This window comes from Streptomyces sp. RG80, from assembly GCF_040446465.1.
Classification (GTDB): Bacteria; Actinomycetota; Actinomycetes; order Streptomycetales; family Streptomycetaceae; genus Streptomyces.
Genome location: NZ_JBEAAJ010000013.1, coordinates 1 through 17991, shown reverse-complemented (window position 1 = coordinate 17991; position 17991 = coordinate 1). Strand labels below are relative to the sequence as shown.

The window sequence follows — 17991 nt, the reverse complement described above, 5'->3', positions numbered from 1 at the left end:
CCGGGTGACTTCCGCCGAGGTGACGCAGCATGCGGTGCCTCCCTGTCCTCCAGGTCGCCTTCCTGTCCCCCGGCGGACGCCTTCGGCAGGCGGTGGCGGGAGCCACCACTGTTGAGTTGTCGAAGCAGGTTGTTCGATCGATCGAGGGCGCGCCGAACCCTTGCGGGAAAGTCGGCCACCCCACTGGAAAGGACCGTCCATGGACGAGCAGGGTGAGCACTTCGACGTCGTCGTACTCGGCGCGGGACCCGGCGGATACGTCGCCGCGATCCGGGCCGCCCAACTCGGCAAGCGCGTCGCGGTCGTCGAGGAGAAGTACTGGGGAGGCGTCTGTCTCAACGTGGGCTGCATCCCCACCAAGGCCCTGTTGCGCAATGCCGAACTCGCGCACGTCTTCACGCGCGAGGCGAAGACCTTCGGCATCAAGGTCGACGGCGAGATCTCCTTCGACTACGGCGAGGCGTTCCGCCGCAGCCGCAAGGTCGCGGACGGCCGCGTCAAGGGCGTGCACTTCCTGATGAAGAAGAACAAGATCACGGAGATCAACGGGCGCGGCACGTTCCGCGACCCCCACACGCTCCAGGTCGTGGACTACGACGGCAACACCCGCACCGTGAGTTTCGACCACTGCATCATCGCCGCCGGAGCGACGCCCAAGCTGCTCCCGGGCACGCGTCGCACGTCGCGTGTGGTGACGTTCGAGGAGCAGATCCTGGCCGACGATCTCCCGCAGTCGATCGTGATCGCAGGCGCCGGTGCGATCGGCATCGAGTTCGCCTACATCCTGCACAACTACGGAGTGAAGGTCACGATCGTCGAGTTCCTGGACCGGATCGCCCCGCTGGAGGACGCCGAGGTGTCCGCCGAACTCGCCAAGCAGTACCGGAAGTTGGGCATCGACGTCCTCACCTCGACCCGCGTCGAGTCGATCGACGAGTCGGGCGCGCAGGTCCGTGTCACGGTCACCGGCAAGGACGGCGCCCAGCAGGTCCTGGAGGCCGACAAGGTCCTCCAGGCGATCGGATTCGCGCCGAACGTCACCGGCTACGGTCTGGAGAACACGGGCGTACGGGTCACCGAGCGCGGCGCGATCGACGTCGACGGCCGCTGCCGCACCTCCGTCCCCCACATCTACGCCATCGGAGACGTCACCGCGAAGCTGATGCTGGCGCACGCCGCCGAGGCGATGGGCGTGGTCGCCGCGGAGACGCTCGCGGACGCGGAGACCATGGAGCTGGACTACGCGATGATCCCGCGCTCCACCTTCTGCCAGCCCCAGATCGCCAGCTTCGGGTACACCGAGGAGCAGGCCAGGGAGCAGGGCTACGACGTCCAGGTCGCCAAGTTCCCCTTCACCGCGAACGCCAAGGCCCACGGCCTGGGCGACGCGACCGGCTTCGTGAAGCTGATCAGCGACGCCAAGTACGGCGAGCTCCTCGGCGGCCACCTCATCGGCCCCGACGTCACCGAACTCCTCCCCGAGCTGACCCTGGCCCAGCAGTGGGACCTCACGGTCCACGAGATCGCCCGCAACGTCCACGCCCACCCCACCCTCGGCGAGGCGATCCAGGAAGCCGTCCACGGCCTCGCGGGTCACATGATCAACATGTAGCGGGAGGGGCGCCCCGACTGCACTGCTGCGCAGAGGTGTTCACGGGTCGGCGGGAACAGCTGGTCAGGAAGCGCTGTTGCACCGGCGGGGACCGGCGCCGGGCGGGCGGGGAGCAGAAAGACCGAAAAGCTGTCCGCCCCGACGCGACCGCCCTCGGGTCCGTGGCAAGCCCGGTCACCCCATGTCGGGGCGCCCGCTCGTACGCCTGCCGCGGGCTCGGACCGAGCCTTTTCACACAGCAGGAGGACTGTTTCATGAACGACCGGCCCTTGACGCTCATGGCGGTGCACGCCCACCCCGACGACGAGGCCACCGGCACGGGAGGGGTCCTCGCGCGGTACGCGGCGGAGGGCATCCGCACGGTCCTCGTGACCTGTACCGACGGCAGTTGCGGTGACGGGCCGGGGGGTGTCAAGCCGGGTGATCCCGGGCATGATCCCGCGGCCGTGGCCCTGCTGCGCCGTCAGGAACTCGAGGCGAGCTGTGGCGTCCTGAAGATCAGCGATCTGGAGATGCTGGACTACGCCGACTCCGGGATGATGGGCTGGCCCAGCAACGACGCCCCCGGTTCCTTCTGGCAGACCCCCGTGGAGGAGGGCGCGGCCCGGCTCGCGGAACTCATGCGGCACTACCGACCTGATGTGGTCGTCACCTACGACGAGAACGGCTTCTACGGCCATCCCGACCACATCCAGGCCCACCGCATCACGATGGCGGCGCTGGAGATGACCGGTCTGACGTCGAAGGTGTACTGGACCACGATGCCCCGCTCGATGATGCGGCGTTTCGGGGAGGCGATGCGCGAGTCGGGTGCGGACTGGCAGGAGCCGGATCCCGCCGAGGCCGCCGCGCTGGCCGAGATCGGACTCCCCGACGAGCAGATCACCACCTGGGTGGACACCACGGCGTTCGGCGGCGAGAAGTTCGATGCCCTGGCCGCACATGCCAGCCAGGGCGAGAACATCTTCTTCCTCAAGATGGGCCAGGAGAAGTTCACCGAGTTGATGGGCGTCGAGACCTTCGTACGCGTCCATGACACCACCGGCGCGGCCCTGCCCGAGAACGACCTCTTCGCCGGACTGCGCTGATCCGATCACGCAGGCCACGGCGCTGTCAGTGCGCGGCCTGCGCGGCCTGTGCGTAGGCAGTGGGCGTGACGCCCACGGTGGCGGTGAAGTCCCGTACGAGATGGGCCTGGTCGGCGTAGCCCAGGTCGGCGGCGAGGGCGGCCCAGTCGATGTCGCTGCGGGTGCCGGCCTGTTCCAGGGCCTCGTGGATGCGGTGGCGGAGGATGACCCACTTGGGGCTGACGCCGACGTACGCGGAGAAGAGCCGTTGCAGCGCCCGCGCGGAGAGACCTTCCGCGCGGGCGAAGTCACCGACGCGGCGCACCGTGCGGTCGGCGCGGATGCGCTGCACGAGGTCCCTGGCGAGGTCGGCCTGCGGATCGGGGATGGGGTCGAGGGAGAGCAGGAGGGTGTCGAGGGCGGCGACGCGGGCACGGTCGTCGGGCGGAGTGAGGACCGAGCGGGCGGTGTCCTGGGTGATCTGCGGGAACACGTCCTGCGCGGGCAGCACGCGGCCGGTCCAGTGCGACACCGGTACCCGCGGGGCGTAGGGGCGGAAGGCGCCGGGCCGGAACTTCACTCCGCACACCCGGCCCCGCCCGGTCAGCTTGCGGGTGTACAGGCCGAGCGCGACGCCGGTGACTTCGCCGCAGGGCGGGCCTTCGTCCTCCTCCCACTGGAAGGTGAGGTGGACCGAGGGGTGCGGGACGACATGGGAGGCGTACGGCGCGGGCAGGTCCCAGTCGACGAGCCAGTACCACTCGACGTAACGGCCCAGCGGCTCGGTGGGCTCGTGGCGGCGGAACCGTACGCGGCTCAGCAGCCCGGACGGGTCCACGATCCCGCGGGTGTCGCGGCGGGGTGCGGCCATGACCTGATCGTATGTCGCGTTTCTTCAAGAGGGGCAGCGGTGGCTGTGCCTACGGTCGGTGCATGGACACGAATTCTGAGCGGACATACGGCATCGGCGAGCTGCTGGGCATGGCGCGCGAGAGGGCGGTTCCGGTGCTCCGGGGCATCCCTGACACGGCTCTGTCGGCTCCCACACCCTGTGCCGAGTACGACGTGAAGGCCCTCGTCGATCACCTCTTCCAGGTGATCGTGCAGTTCCAGCGGCTGGCCGTGAAGGAGGCATCGGACTTCGGTGAGACGCCCGAGCGGGTGGCCGGGAGTCCCGAGTGGCGCGAGCGGCTCGCGGACGAGGCGGACCGTCTGGTGGCGGCCTGGTCCACGCCCGGCGCCGAGGAGGGGACGACCGGTGCGATGAACATGCCCGCGCGGCTGGTCGGCTCCATGGCCCTGCTCGATCTGACCGTGCACGTATGGGATCTGGCGATGGCGACAGGCCAGGACTACCCGGGTCCCGACGAGGCGATCGTGGCGGAACTGTCCGGCGCGGTGGACGAACTGGCGCCGACGGCCAGGAAGATGGGGGTGTTCGGGGAGCCCGTACCGGAGGCCGAGGGCGCATCGACGTTCGAACGGCTACTGGCCCGGACCGGCAGGGACCCGTATGGGAAAACTGCCTGACAGAACGCCAGTTGCCTGAGCAGGCTGCTGCTGCGCAGCGGACGTAGGGCTCCTGGACGGGCAGTCCGACCGGGTTGCGGCCGGCTGCCTCACTCGTAGTAGGCGGCGTACTGGGCCGAGTACTCCTCGACGCAGAAGCCCTCGAAGTCGCCCGCGGCTTCACACTCAAGCAGCCGCTGTCGGGCCGCCTCCGCTTCCGGTGTACGAAGGGCCGAGAGATACGCCTTCGTCTCGGTGAGCCCCGGTCCGCACAGCAGCTGGACATCGATCGAGCAGGCGGCGTCCATACTCGCGGTCTTCGCGCTCCAGATGAGGAGTACGTCATCGATGACGCCGGCGTTGAAGAGCTGGACGCAGCAGAGCTTCATCAGTTCCGTGTCGCCCGCGCCCTGAGAGTGCCGTTCACGCTCCGTCCGGCCTCGCAGGAGTTCGCGCACTTCGTCGAGGTCGGCGGCGACGGGCTGGAGACCGTAGCGGCGCAGGCTCTCGTCCTCGTCCACCGGCGGTACTCCGTCTCTCGGCGTCGGTCTCACATTTCAGTGATCATCTCATTTGGCCGGCTCGGCACCTTGTCGGCGGCCAGGGCGCGTGGTCGGCGTCGCGGGAACGCGGCTACTGTGCGCAGATGTCGTACCGACTCGATGCCGTCGTAGGCGACTTCGACCGCTTGCGAAGCTGGGCCGAAGGGGTGCCGGGGACGGTGGTCGCCCCGCTCAGGCAACGCATGGGCCTGCTGCCACTGCCACTTTCCACCGCGCTCGGCGGTGACGTGCCGAGCGTGCTCGGTGATCTCTCACAAGGTGGACCGGTGGCCCATGTGCAAGCGGACTTCTGGGGCGGCGAGGGGGAGCAGACCGCCGCCTTGTGGCGGGCCGGTGTGCGGGAATGGGGGCCGGTTCATACCTCGGAATTCAGCGGTCCGCGGGAGGACTGGCCGATCAACGCGGCGCTCGCCCGACTCGGTGTGGCGTCGGCCGGCCCCGGCGCGCCGGACCACCGCGATCTGTTCGTGGAAGTGGGCCTCGGCCAGGGACGGGACGAGGAGGACTGGCGCCGGGCCGCTCTGAAGGCCCGCGACGCGGCCGACTACGACGAGTGGCACGCGAGAGAGCAGGCCGAGCGCGAGTCCGAGGAGCGTGCCGCAGCCGAGCGAGCCCTCCATGAGCGGCTGCCCGGCATCCCGGTGCCCCTCAACGGCAAGGAGATCATCACCCTGCTAGGCCTACCGCAAGGTCGGACGATAGGGGCGGCCATCCGCCACCTCCAACAACTCCACCTCGACCACGGCCCCCAGTCCCGCGAAGAAGCCGAAACCGCACTGCGCACCTGGGCAGCACAGCAAGGCCTGCCCCGGACCACAGTGGCTTAGGACCGCGGTCGTTGCCTGGAGGGCAAGCAACCCCCCTCCAGGCAACCGACTTGAAGCCCTAGAAGAACCCGAGCTTCTTCGGGCTGTACGACACCAGAAGGTTCTTGGTCTGCTGGCGGTACATCAGCTAGGCCCACGCTGAGCTGGCAAAACGGTAGTTGGCGCAGCCTTCCTTCGAGGGCTGGTCCGGAAATGGTCCGGATCTTGGTCTGGCGGCGCCGCTGCGGCTGCACTGATAGTGATTGGGAGCCAGTGGGGACTGGACGGGGCAGATGGGTGGCTGCCCGGACGCTGGCTATCTGGACTCGAGGGCGTGGTGGTGGACCAGCGAGCTGGTCCGAGATCGTGCGGAGTCGGAAGTCGTGCCTCGGCTTCGGCAGGGCCGCAGCAGGCTCGAATCCCGGCACGGCGGGCCAGTCCAACGGCGGAAAGGAAGGCCCGTACAGCCTAACTTGGGGCACGAGAGAGGCTTATGGGTGACCTCAGCCGGGACTTCGACACGATGTTTTCTCAGCTGCGCCCTGCGCCGTGACTCAGTCTGCGACCATCGACCGGCCTCAATCAGTCGGTCCGCCAAGTCGACCTGCTGCCTGCTTCTTTCTGGCTGCTCCCGAATCCCGGCCACGACAACCCCTGTCTCACCGGGCCGTCGGCACTGACACCACGGGACCCAACCGCCACAGCAGATACCGGGCGCATGGAACCTCTGGCCGATTCCCCGGGTTCCTGCCACCGCCGCGATACGGCGCTGCTCACAGCGATTCGATCCACTCGCCGGACTCTTTCAGCACATAGGAGGCGCCGGCCGCCAGCGACTCGCGGGCCGTACCGTCGCACGACGCAGGGGCTCTGGGATGGCCGCCGCCTGTGGAATCACCACCGCGTACGCGGCACAGGCGTCGGCGAACTGCCAGGTCCGCCCCCGGTCCGTCCGGATCAGTACTAGTTGCTCTGAGCCTCGCTCTCGCCCGGGCCTGGAGCCAGGAGCTACGCGGGGCCGCCGCGGAGAAGGAGTGCGAGCGGCTCCGCGGCATTGCGTCCACCGCTCTCCGCCACCTGCGCGAAGCAGGAGAGGGCCGCAGGGCGGGCCGGATCGAGCTAGGTCTGAACGGGAGGTAGCTCAAGTCGGTCGGAGTGTCAGTGGTCGCCGCCATACTCAGAAGATGTGCAACTGACTTCAGGCGCATGTCCAGGAGTCCTCGACCGAGTAGGAACGAATTGACACCCGAGAGCGACGCGGTGCCCGACCGCGACCTGTACCTTCTGGCGCAGATGCGAGAGGCCTTCGGGCGCGTGGTTTACAGCCACAAGACTCATGAGAAGCAAGCGGACATTTGCTTCACCAAGCACCGGTGGCAGCAGGGCGTCCTCATTACTCTCACCGCGATCAGCTCGGGCACCTTCCTTGCCGCGGTGGTCGGCCTGCTCGGCAACGCAGTGCTGACGAGCCTCGCGACCTCTTCTATTGCGCTTCTGGTCAGCTGGATGAGCCTTGGGACGAAGACCTTCAAGTTCGAGGAGGAGTCTGAGGCCCACCGCGGCATCGCCTCTCGGCTGTGGGACGTCCGGGAGTCGTACATCTCCCTCATCGCCGACTTGATGTCCGGCACCGTCTCCAACGCGGAGGGCCGAGAGCGGCGGGACGAGTTGCAGCAGGCCGCGCGCGACGCGTACGCCGACGCGCCCAGGACGAGCAACAGGGCCTTCGCGCGCGCCCAGGGCGGGCTGCAGAACAACGAGGAGATGACGTTCACCTCGCGCGAGATCGACCTCTTCCTTCCCGAGGCGCTCCGGCTCGGCGAAGGCGAGGCATGACGATGAAGACCTCAGAGATCTTCGAAACGCTGCTCCAGAACCTCAAGGTCGGAGAGACGGCCACGACGGTCGCCTCGCGCCGGGACGAGATCACGAAGGCACTCAACAAGGACTTCCGCGACAAGGACGGCTGCACCGACTACAAGCTGATGGTCGGATCGTTCGGCCGGCACACCGCGATCAAGGGCGTGTCCGACCTCGACATGATCTTCATCCTCCCGCCCGGGATCCGGTCGAGCTACGACGGGGACACCGGCCCGCGGAGGATTCTCGAGAGGGTCCGCGACGACCTCAAAGCGCGGTACAAGAACACTGAGATCCGCGTCGACCAGTGCGTCGTCCGAGTGCGGTTCACGTCCAACGCCTTCAAGTTCGAGGTCCAGCCGGCATTCGAGAACGCTGACGGCAGCTTCGACTACCCGGACACGAAGGCTGAGGGCTGGAAGGTCACCAAGCCGCGCGAGGAGATCGCCGCGACCAAGGAGTGCAACGACCGTACCGCGACGAACATGCGCCACCTTGCCCGGATGGCACGGGCATGGAAGAACGCGAACGGCGTGAACATGGGTGGCCTGCTCATCGACACCCTCGTCTACAACTTCTTCGACCAGAACGACGACTACGACGCAGCGGGCACAGGCTCGTTCGACCTCATGGCCCGCGACTTCTTCGAATTCCTCAAAGATCAGCCAGAGCAGGAGTACTACCTGGCGCTGGGCAGCCGTCAGCGGGTCTACGTCAAGGCGAAGTTCCAGCCGAAGGCGAAGAAGGCGTACAACCGATGCCTCGAGGCGATCGCGAACGAAGGCAAGACGTCCGCCAACAAGAAGTGGCGCGAGGTCTTCGGCACGTCGGTGCCGCTGGCGAAGAGCGCGAGCGAGTCGTCCCGGACGTTCAGGGACACCGAGGAGTTCATCGAGGACGCGTTCCCGGTCGACGTGTCCGAGAGCGTGTCCATCGACTGCGAGGTCACGCAGGCCGGATGGCGTCCGACCTGGCTCCGCTCGATGCGTCGCGGCGGGATCCTGCTCAAGGCCGACAAGAGCTTGAGGTTCGTGGTCACCAGCTGCTCGGTCGGGGAGCCCTACACGCTGAAGTGGAAGGTGCTCAATCGTGGTCCGGAAGCCGAGCGGCGGGACATGATCCGCGGCCAGATCGTCGACTCGACCAAGCGGGGAGTCCGCATCGAGCACTCGGACTTCAAGGGCGAGCACGTCGTCGAGTGCTACGTCGTTAAGGACGGGGTCGTCGTCGCTCGGGACCGGATCGACGTGCCGGTCAGCAATACGAGCGACAAGACGGCGAACGTCCTGTAGGGAACCGATCCTCGGAGTGCGACGAGGCAGCCCCGAAGAATCTGCCGGGGGTCTCGTCGCATCAGACGCATCCGCCCGTAGGGCCGAAGGCTGAACAGTTCTCTCGCTGTGATGAGCGAGTGCCTGCTTAACGCGGAGATGGGTGGCGGGAGCGGTACGCTGCCCGCCGCGCAGCTGAGCTGCGTTCCGAGGACGCCAGCAGTGCCCCGCGACGAAGCAGATACCGCGGAAGCGGAGTTCCGGTGGGTTCGAAACCCTTGGCTGAGGCTGGTTCTCCGTCGGACGCTTCCGGAGAATGGTGCCGTGGAACGGCGGATTGACTTCTGGCGAGAGCGGCAGATGCTCTGTGGACGCTGCGATCATCGGTGGCGCGTCGATCTGGACTGGATCGATCGGTGGGAGCAGGCAGAGAAGACCTGCCCCGGCTGTGGCATGACCTGCGAGCACGAGGACTCACCCCGGGTAACGGTCGACCCCGAAGACCCAGCGCTCCACGACGACCGGGTAGCGCGGCTCTTCTGGTACCACACGAGCACGCAGCCGGACTGGCCGACGCGTAACTTCGATCCGGCGGCCGTCCTGACTTCCGAGACCCGCATGAGGATGGGCGGCGGTGAGCGGGTCACCGAGTGGACGGCGCGGCAGCGGGCGAAGGCCCTCCACGTCGGCACGTACGAGGCCGCTGTCCACAACATGCTGCGTCGGATCCGTAACCAGGCCGACCAGCACAGCCAGTTCTATCTGTATCGGGTCAGTCTGAAGCCCTCCGTCGTGGTGCGGGCGGGGTGGCTCGTCGACCCTGGCAACTTCGTCGGCGACGTCGTGCTCGACGAGGTCTGCCCGCCAGACGTCGATGTCGCCCGCTACCTGAACTACCACGAGGATCCGGGAGGACTCTCGCTCGCGCTGGGGAGGAACGCGATCGCCAGTGTTCAGCGGATCGCTGTTCCGCTCCCCGACATCTGGGATGGCGGCTGGGTGCGCGATGCCGTTGCGGCTTTCGAGGGCGTGAGCGGCACCGTCGTCCCGGCGACCGGCAAGCCGGCCCGCCGCATGCGGCCGCCTTCGTCACGAGCCGTCCTGGGCCGAGACCTCGGTGCGTCCCTGGCTGGCAGACTGCCGGTCAACCTCCAGGACCAGTTCGCGTCGGCCGCGGCGTTCGCGGAAGGAGAGGATCCAGAGCAGTGGGCGCGACGGACCAGCAGCCTGTTCGATCTGATCGACGATCCGACTCCCGTGCTGGCTGCGCTCGACCAGCAAGATCCCCGGGAGGTCTGAGAACGGACTGTCCGCTCCCGAGGGGTAGGAAGCCCTGAGGTCGCTGTCGGTTAGGCTGCCCGGGCCCTGGGCACGGCCGTGTTGGCGACGGGCTGACAGCGCGAGGTCACGAATGGGTGAGGCTTTCGTGGTCCCACTGCTCCAGCAGCGTCTCCGCAGGCAGAGCGCTGCCTTCGGGGGCAAGGCGCTGGACCGGCATGTCGTGGGAGGCGCATGCGAGCAGTTGCTCAGCGACGAGGTGAGGAACGAGCAAGGCTGTAGTGCCTGACTTCCGGTTGAAAGCTACCTGGTAGGTGGCGATGACTGATGCCTCCCAGAGGGTGAGAGGGTCGCGTTCCGGCTCGTTGTGGCGGGTGCGTGGGAGAGCGGGTGCCTTGACTGCCACCAGCTGCCACGGCGCGGTGGCTGGGCGGGCGGCTTCTTCGCGCGCCTGGCGGATCCAGTCGGCGGTGAGCTGACGGAAGGCGGTGTGAGCTTCGGGCTTCCCCTTGCGGCGGCGCCCGAAGGCGTCGCTGACGACGGTGTACACCGAGAAGTCATGATCTTCCAGGCGCTGCCAGGACCAGGTGGCTCGGCGACTCCACTCGTGCCAGGCTCGCCGGAAGGTCTTCTCCGCTTCCGCTCCCAACCCGGCGAAGCCGGGATCGCTGGAGAAGCGCGGCGTGGGCAGGGCGTGTACGGCAGCCGCCTCCAGCAGATGGGCCGGCTGGACGAGGGCCGCGAAAGCCCGACGCTCGGCGTCGAGGACGGCGGTGAGCCGACTCTGCAGCCCGTCGGCCCACGGGGCGAGGAACGGGTAATCGGCTACTGCCTGGTTGCTCCGTATCAGGTAGGAGTGCAGTCGGCGCCAGTGTGAGTGGCGCCCGTAGCGGAGATTGCGGGCGCGGTCATAGCGTTCCCACCTCTCGTCGTGCCCAGCCTCGATGTCTTCCTCATCCGCCTCGCCGACGTCATTGGTGTGGGGCGGGTAGTCGCCGGTGGATAGGGCGATGGCCGCGTCATGCTCGGCCCTAATGTCATCCTCGTCCTCGGGGTCCCTGTCGAGCCAGATGGTGAGAGAGTCCACGTCGTTCACCGCCGCGCCGAGCGGCAGAATCGGGCTGTCCGTGAACAGAGCCCACCGGCAGTTCGTACAGAGCCGCTCGACGGCTTCGCCGAACAAGATGTCGAACTGGTTCACAGAAGCGGCCGACCGCAGTGCGCGGCACTCGGGGCTTCCGTGGAGCTTGCCCTTGCCCGTTGGTGAGGCGTGGCAGGTGATGGAGGTGTCCCGGGCTGGCCCCAGGGGAACCTCGGGCTTGAAGATCGAGCCGAGCATGACGTGGCGGAGCTCACCGGTATTCGAAGACATGTCGGCAGGCTATGCGCAGGCACTGACAGTCCGCCGGGTAATCGGCCCCCACCACTCTGGGGTGAGTTGACACACCACGCCAGGTACACGGCCGCCAGCACGATGGTCATGCGGATCATGTGATGAGAGCGGTCAGGCTTGAAGCATGTTCCCACGCCCGCAGAGCGTGCTGCTGAGCCTGAGCGGTCCCGCTAGTCGTGCCACCACACGTGTCAGAGCGTTGTCGCCTGCCTCACGCCGGGCGGGAGTCTGGTCCGCGACTGGTCCGGGGACAGTCCTCGTTCGGGTCGACCATCGACCTGAGGCAGCCCGTTGCTTACCCAGAGTGACTCCGGTGTCGGACTGCCTGGAGCGTAACGGCGCCTCCAGGCAGTCGACTTGAGGCTCTAGAAGAACCCGAGTTTCTTCGGGCTGTATGAAACCAAATCTGCTAGCGGTACAGCCATTGCATGCCCTTGACCAGGGTAGACGCGTAGTTCGTAGGGGAGTTGGCGGACGGCGGTCCGAGTAGGGTCCGGATCTTGAACGTGGATTGTCGAGGGCGAAGAGTGCGTCCTGATCCTCGACGGGCTTGACCAGATCCCGCAGGCCCACCGCCGAATTGCAGGCGGGTAGTTGCACGATGGTGAGCCAGTCATGGGCGGCCGCGTACTCCCGGGCTCGACGGCATGCTCGTCGCGTTCCAGCGCGCCGCGGGCGGGAGACTGCCAGCCCAGCCGTGGCGGTGCAGCAGCCGCCAAACCGCCGCCATCGAGTAGTCGATACCGAACTTGAAGGCGATCAGGACTCTAATCCGTGCCGGGGTCCACCACTGGTCCTACCAACCGTGCTCGGTGGGTCCCAGAGCCAACTCCTTCTCCAACTCGGCGAGCCGGCCGTCGGACAGCCTGAGCAGTTTCGACGGTCCGGAGGAAGCCAATGCATCCATCCCGCCCTCCCGCCAGGCCCGCCGCCAGCGTTCCACCGACCGCTCGCTCACCCGCAGATCCTTCGCGATCACCGCGGTCTTCTCGCCGCGCGTGAACCGTTCGCCCGCCTGGTACCAGATCCACTCACGAAACTCTCGCCGCTCGGCGGTCAACCCGCCGCCGCCCTACACGTGTACTGCATACCACCGGCCTACCGCAGGGATCAGCACCCGACTACAACCCGAAGAGATCAGTAGGTAGCCGATTCCTCCCGCGTGCTGCCTAAAGAGCGTTGCATGAGGCCGTGAACAGGGGATCGTCGTGAAATCGCCACTTGCTTCAGCTGGCGGGCATATGGTTTCGCGAGGTGGTACTGCTTTGGCGGAGCGCGGGAGACGTGCTGCCGGGGGGATGTTCAGCAGGGGTGCGGCGGTTAGCTGGCGGCTGAGGTAGCGGATGCAGGAAGAGCGGGGAACGTGGCGACGTGGTTTGAGCGAATGGCGGCCGTTCCCGGCCTGCATTTCCCCGGTAGCCCTGGTGTTGTTCGCGAGGCGCTGCCAGAGGCACGAGTCCGTCCGAAAGTCTCGTACGGATCACTGATGTGGCCGACTGATGAGGGCACTACGTCGGCAACGCCGGCCAGTCGGCATGTGCCCATAGAGGCGAGCGGAGCGGACCTGGTCGCCCAGGTCTGGGAGGCGCTGGAGCTTCCCGGTGGGGCAATGGATTACCACTTCGTCCTGCAGGGCGCGGTTGACCGCTTGTGGAGCGGCCGACGCTCCTATCCTGAAGGGCTTGAGCTGCTTGAGGTGTTCGCGCTGCTGGACCTGGAGTTGATGGAGGCAGCCCCTCAGGCGGTGTCCTTCGACACCGGTCCCGTCCCGGAGTCGTTCGTGCATGTGACGTCCGTGTCCCGACTCATTGTGCTGCTGGAACGCGAAGGCGCTCTCGAAGAAGCTCTTGGCGTGGCACGGCGGTTGGCCCGTTTCGGACAGGGCGAGGACACGGTGGCCCGGCTGTCGGAGAAGGCCGGTGCGTTGGTGCAGGAAGCTGCGGTTGGCGGGGCTGCATGAGCACGGGACTGCACCAGGTGATCCCTTCGGCCTCCTATCTGGAAGAGGCGTTCTTGCGCTGGGTGCTCACTCCGGCTGCGGAGCGGGGCGTCGTGGCGCACGTGCGCAGCCAGCATCCGGTGACGGTCAATGAACGTACCTACCGGCTGGACTACCTGATCTCTGGCGAGTCGCTGCAACTGGCCGTCGAGTTGGACGGGTTCACCTTCCACAGTGACAGGGGGGCCTTCACCTACGACAGGCTACGGCAGAACGACCTGGCCGCCACGGGGCTGACGGTTCTGCGGTTTTCCTATGATGCGGTGCGCCTGGACACCGCGCGCTGCGTTGCCCAGCTGCAGACGATGTTGCGCCAGGATGCGACGCTTGCGCCGTTAGTGGTCGCCGTACCGCGCATCGAGGTCCCGGAGATGGCGGGGGATCCCTTGCGGGCGGCCGATCCGCCTCTGGGCGCCCAACCAGCGGCCGGTGGGTCCTACTTCACCGGCGCGCGCGCTTCGGTGGCGCGGGAGCCGTTGCGGGCGTGCCAGGATGAGGCTCTGGCCGCGCTGGCCAACTACTACGCGTCCGGAGGACGGCATGCGGCCACGGTGATGGCGGTCGGGGCCGGCAAGACCGCACTGGGAGTGGCGGCCGCGTTGTCCTTCAGCAGGCGGCGGGCGCTGGTGGTGACTCCGGGCTCGGTCATCCGCGGCACGTTCGCCAAGGCACTCGATCCGGGTACGCCGGGCAATGTTCTGTACGGACTGGTGGGCGGCCCGCTGCTGCCGGGCGCGCGCCCGCCGGCCACGCTGGTCCTGGACAGGGACGACGGGCAGATCAGCCGGGTGAGCAGACAGCGGCTGCTGGCCGCGGATGTGCTGGTCACGAACTTCCACGCGCTCGGCACCGGCGACAAGGATGGGGACCTGCTGGCTAAGCTGGAGCCGGAGGATGTCGACTTCATCGTCGTGGACGAGGCACACATCGCCGCCAGCGCCTCCTACCAGCGGCTCTTCGCCCACTTCGAGGGTGCACGCACGCTGCTGATGTCGGCGTGCTTCCAGCGCCTGGACGGCAAACCGATCGACGCCGATGTCGTCTACCGCTACCGGCTGGTGGACTCCGTCGCGGACGGCTCGGCGAAGAACCTGCGCGTGCACCGGTTCGCCCCGGAGGCGGCGACGACGGTGTACGAGGCGGTGTGGCCCGACGGACGCCGCGAACAGATCATGGGCCGTGATTCCCTGCTGGCCGCGTTGGGGAACGAGCGGAAGATGGCTCGCATCACGGCGCAGTCCGAGGCGTCGATCCGGCACGTGATGACCGTGACGCGGGCCTGTCTGGATGCCCAGGCCAAGCTGCTGGCCCCGGTCAAACCCCGGGCGCTGTTCGCGGCGATGGGTGAGGCCCATGCGCAGCAGATCGCCCGTATTGCCGAAGAGCACGGCATCCCCTGCGGCACGTTGCACCACAGCATGTCGGCCTCGACGATCAAAGCCACCCGGCGGCGTTTCGAGTCCGAGGCGGGAGACCTGCAAGGCATCGTCCAGCTGCGGATGCTCGGCCAGGGCTACGACTTCCCGCCCATCACCGTGGTGGTGCCGGTGCGCCCCTACGGCAGCTTCGGCGAGTTCTACCAGTTCATCGGGCGTGGTGTGCGCGTACTGAGGCATCCCGGCCTGGCTGTCGACCAGCAGTACCTGGACGTGGTCTGCCACGCCGAACTCGGCCTGGAGGACCACCTGGAGGCCATGTGTGCGGACAACGACATGGATCCAGCAGTGCTGCTCGACGTCCCTCTGATTGACCCCGGCACGCTGGAACAGGTACAGGACGGTGACGGCACTGGGGAGGCGGCCTCTGATGGCACAGTCCCAGGCGGGGTTGATGCGTTCGTGCTGTACGAGCAGGGGCGTGTCGAACAGCGGGTGGTGCACGATTTGGGCCGGGTGGAAGCTCGGCGGGCGGAGCGGGAGATGCAGCTGATGGCCCAGCGCTACGCCGTCTACGCACAAAACAACGCGACGCCGATGCCGTTTGAACAGTTCGTCGAGTACATGCGGAGGCTGACCGGTGGCCAGTGACGAGCCGCGCTGGTGGCAGCCTGTCATCGGCGCATCCCCCGAAGACGGGCTTGCCTTGGAGGCGGCTGCCGAGCAGCACCAGCGCTTCGCTGAGCTCGACGCGCTCGCGGCCCGGCTGCTGGCCGCCGCACTGAGCGGCCAGCGAGTGGCCTCGGTGATCAGAGGCAAAGGACCACAGGCTGCGGACAGCGTTGAAGTGCTTGGGCTCAGCGGGCCGGAGAAAGCCTGGTGTGCTGAGAAGTTCGGAGTGCGGGAGCAACAGCAACGCGGTGCGTGGTACCTGCCACAAAAGCTCTCCGTGAAGGCAGGAGCAGTCAATCTGCCGCATCTGCTGCGCGAACGCGCGGCTCACGCGGTGACGTTGGCCACCGATGACACCGCCCGGGTCAGTGTGGTGGAGGGCGCGGACGCGATACTGCTGTGGGCGCTGCTGGTGCCGCTGTTCGAGACGTTGCTGGAGCCGGTCCGGGTGCGGGCAGCCGGACAGGCCGGGACCGTCGAAGACCAACAGGAACAGTGGGCCGGTATCGAGGAACGCTACCGTCTGCTGGGCTTGGGCCAGGATGAGCTCGAGGAGTTCCGCTTCGGCGGCGGCTGGCACCGGCTGGACCGGCGCGGGCAGCAACGCGCCCGCCTCCGACTCCTGGACACCCTCACCGCCACTGATCCTCTGCAGCTTGTCACCCGTCACCGGATCCAGCAGACGCAGGCACTCATTGCCAGCTTCGCCAAAAAGGCCAAGGCCGGTACCGCTCTGGCCAGACGGGTCCTGACCCGGGCGCTGCAGCCGGTGGTTTCCGGCTACTTTGCCGGCGACTGGCTGAGCGTACTGGACTACCTGCAGGCGCTACCGCACCCAGACGAGGAAGTCATTACCGCGCTGCCCGGGCCGCGCCTGTACGTGGGGATGTCTGCTCAGGCAGCCGGCATGGCCGCCGAGGCGGGCATCCCGGAGGACGAAATCCATGCCATGCTCGCCGCCTTCCTCGGTGGCCCGACCTCACTTTCCCCCGTCGAAGAACGTGCTGCAGCTTTGCGCGACTGGTGGTCAGCCTTCGACCACACGCACGCTGTCCAAAGCTCCGGCATGCGACCGCTTTGGGGACTCGTCGACAACGAGATCATGTCCTTCGCCTGGCACGACGACCACGGCATCACCCAGCAGCTGTACCGGCAGGTGCTGCCCGCCTCCGTCAACGAGCAGGTGGACCGCCTGTGGCAGGCGGTGACGCTGCAGCGCCACCCTGGCGCCATCGTCAGCAATCCCCGGCCCCACCAGGTGATGGCCCAAACGCTCGGACCCGCCCTGGAGTTCTGGCACGGTGTCGCGCTGACCGCCTGGTTCGTGTGCGAAGGCCCTTACTCCCGCGCCCCTCTGTCCGGTGTGGCTGACTACTACAGCCGCACCCTTACCGCGCTGCATGCCGTCGGCTGTCCTGTCTCGACGGATCTGTTCGAGGAACTGCGCATTGCTGAGCAGCATTTGGGGCCGGAGGAGGAGATCGTCCGAGAGCGCAGGGAGCTACCGGTGGACACGGCGATCGGTTCCTTCACCTTGACGATGAGTCACAGTAGCGGCACCCGCCGCGAAGGCTTCGAGCGGGTCCGTAACATCGTCACCCGCCATCGCCGTGCCTGGACGGAGCAGTATCTTGACGCGTACCTGCAGGGGCGGTGGCGCACCGCATTGGAAGACGTTGCCCGTGCCCATCACCGGTTCGTGGCCGCCAAGGGCAAGCCGCCAAGCTTGAATCAGTTTGCCCAATTCGCCACCAGCGCGGCCAATCAATGGACCGGTGGTGACCTCGGCGCCCTGTACACCGCGATCGGCGAGCCTGCTGCCGCCCAGCAAAAGCGTCCGGCTCGTCTACTGCCGAATGACGGCCACGTCTTCGCCGAGCGCGTCTACACCGCGCTCGGCGGCACCGCCGTCGACAACGACCTCCGCATGAACCAGCCTGAAGAAGCCCAACGGCAGTGGCAGCTCAGCCGCCTGGCCGAGGAAAGCCTGCGCTATGTGCAGCTCTACGAGGCCCTCGGACATCCGCCTACACCTAAACAGTTCGGCGCCCACCGCCTGGCCTGGCCCTGGCCCGGCGAAGAAGCCCAAGGCTGGCCTCTCTTCCAGGACACCCTCGCCGCGCTAACCGGTACCAGCCGACCCGCAGAGGCATCCGACGCGGACGCGGTCAAGGCCGCCCCAGAGTCACAGCACGAGGCTGGGAACGCGCTGGGCAAGGGCGCTAATGCCCATCTCGCATCCGAGCGGGTAATGGTGCGCGTCACCGCCACCGGTACGCCCGTTGATGTCTCCGCCGTCCTACTCACCCGCCACGGCAAGGTCCGCAGCGACCAGGACCTCGTCTTCTATAACCATCCCCACCACGACGGAGTCCGCACCGACGGCGACATCATCACCGCGGAGCTGGGGCCTTCCCCCGTGATGGTGGACACGCTTCGTTGATCACGCGGCGAGCGTGAGCTTACTGACTTCGGCGTATTAGGGTCCGTCCGGTCTGTCGAAAGCGAGGCCCGTCTCGGCGAAGAATCCGTCGAGGATGCAGTGCCGGTACTGCAGCGCCTTGAGCCGCCTGCGGAGCAGAGTC

General features: G+C 67.3%; 13 protein-coding genes and 1 pseudogene. 10 read left to right on the top strand and 4 right to left on the bottom strand.

The genetic code is table 11. The features are described from left to right. Window positions 1–199 precede the first annotated feature (199 nt). The gene (gene lpdA, locus ABKA17_RS38020; protein ID WP_353696940.1) at window positions 200–1612 is read left to right on the top strand and encodes a dihydrolipoyl dehydrogenase; all 1413 of its coding nucleotides are present in this window, start codon (window positions 200–202) and stop codon (window positions 1610–1612) included. 254 nt (window positions 1613–1866) lie between these two features. Continuing rightward, window positions 1867–2700: a PIG-L family deacetylase gene (locus tag ABKA17_RS38015; protein ID WP_353696939.1), complete on the top strand. Its 834-nt coding sequence runs from the start codon at window positions 1867–1869 to the stop codon at window positions 2698–2700. Window positions 2701–2725: 25 nt separating this feature from the next. On the opposite strand, the gene ABKA17_RS38010 is transcribed toward ABKA17_RS38015, so the two are convergent. Further along, complete coding sequence (locus tag ABKA17_RS38010) at window positions 2726–3550, bottom strand: DUF6597 domain-containing transcriptional factor (protein WP_353696938.1); 825 nt, start codon at window positions 3548–3550, stop codon at window positions 2726–2728. A gap of 62 nt (window positions 3551–3612) precedes the next feature. Here ABKA17_RS38010 and ABKA17_RS38005 point away from each other — a divergent pair, with 62 nt between their 5' ends. Further along, the gene (locus ABKA17_RS38005) at window positions 3613–4209 is read left to right on the top strand and encodes a TIGR03086 family metal-binding protein (RefSeq protein WP_353696937.1); all 597 of its coding nucleotides are present in this window, start codon (window positions 3613–3615) and stop codon (window positions 4207–4209) included. 89 nt (window positions 4210–4298) lie between these two features. Here the strand turns inward: ABKA17_RS38005 and ABKA17_RS38000 are convergent, their stop codons facing one another. Further along, entirely contained in the window at window positions 4299–4709 is a 411-nt protein-coding gene (locus ABKA17_RS38000; protein ID WP_353696936.1) for a hypothetical protein, read from the bottom strand. Window positions 4710–4834: 125 nt separating this feature from the next. On the opposite strand from ABKA17_RS38000, the gene ABKA17_RS37995 reads away from it, so the two are divergent. The 4 genes from ABKA17_RS37995 (at window position 4835) to ABKA17_RS37980 (ending at window position 9987) form a co-directional block, all read left to right on the top strand. Continuing rightward, window positions 4835–5578, top strand: coding sequence for a hypothetical protein (locus tag ABKA17_RS37995; RefSeq protein WP_353696935.1), 744 nt, complete (start codon window positions 4835–4837; stop codon window positions 5576–5578). Between the two features lie 1218 nt (window positions 5579–6796). Continuing rightward, on the top strand, window positions 6797–7393 hold the full coding sequence (locus ABKA17_RS37990) for an SLATT domain-containing protein (RefSeq protein WP_353696934.1): 597 nt from the start codon (window positions 6797–6799) through the stop codon (window positions 7391–7393). Further along, on the top strand, window positions 7390–8709 hold the full coding sequence (locus tag ABKA17_RS37985; RefSeq protein ID WP_353696933.1) for an SMODS domain-containing nucleotidyltransferase: 1320 nt from the start codon (window positions 7390–7392) through the stop codon (window positions 8707–8709). The genes ABKA17_RS37990 and ABKA17_RS37985 overlap by 4 nt, the downstream gene beginning before the upstream one ends. A gap of 303 nt (window positions 8710–9012) precedes the next feature. Further along, window positions 9013–9987: a hypothetical protein gene (locus tag ABKA17_RS37980; protein ID WP_353696932.1), complete on the top strand. Its 975-nt coding sequence runs from the start codon at window positions 9013–9015 to the stop codon at window positions 9985–9987. 106 nt (window positions 9988–10093) lie between these two features. Here ABKA17_RS37980 and ABKA17_RS37975 read toward each other — a convergent pair whose 3' ends face one another. Next, a complete protein-coding gene (locus tag ABKA17_RS37975) occupies window positions 10094–11338 on the bottom strand; it encodes a hypothetical protein (protein WP_353696931.1) in 1245 nt (414 codons plus the stop codon). Window positions 11339–12000: 662 nt separating this feature from the next. Continuing rightward, a pseudogene (locus ABKA17_RS47995) lies at window positions 12001–12419 on the bottom strand (winged helix-turn-helix domain-containing protein); the annotation flags it as partial. Window positions 12420–12896: 477 nt separating this feature from the next. Here ABKA17_RS47995 and ABKA17_RS37960 point away from each other — a divergent pair. Genes ABKA17_RS37960 through ABKA17_RS37950 form a run of 3 tightly spaced genes read left to right on the top strand, consistent with a single transcriptional unit; the run spans window position 12897 to window position 17849 of the window. Then, entirely contained in the window at window positions 12897–13319 is a 423-nt protein-coding gene (locus tag ABKA17_RS37960; protein WP_353696929.1) for a hypothetical protein, read from the top strand. Further along, window positions 13316–15385: a DEAD/DEAH box helicase family protein gene (locus tag ABKA17_RS37955; protein WP_353696928.1), complete on the top strand. Its 2070-nt coding sequence runs from the start codon at window positions 13316–13318 to the stop codon at window positions 15383–15385. Before ABKA17_RS37960 ends, ABKA17_RS37955 begins: the two co-directional genes overlap by 4 nt. Then, on the top strand, window positions 15375–17849 hold the full coding sequence (locus tag ABKA17_RS37950; RefSeq protein ID WP_353696927.1) for a TerD family protein: 2475 nt from the start codon (window positions 15375–15377) through the stop codon (window positions 17847–17849). Before ABKA17_RS37955 ends, ABKA17_RS37950 begins: the two co-directional genes overlap by 11 nt. The last annotated feature ends 142 nt before the right edge of the window (window positions 17850–17991 follow it).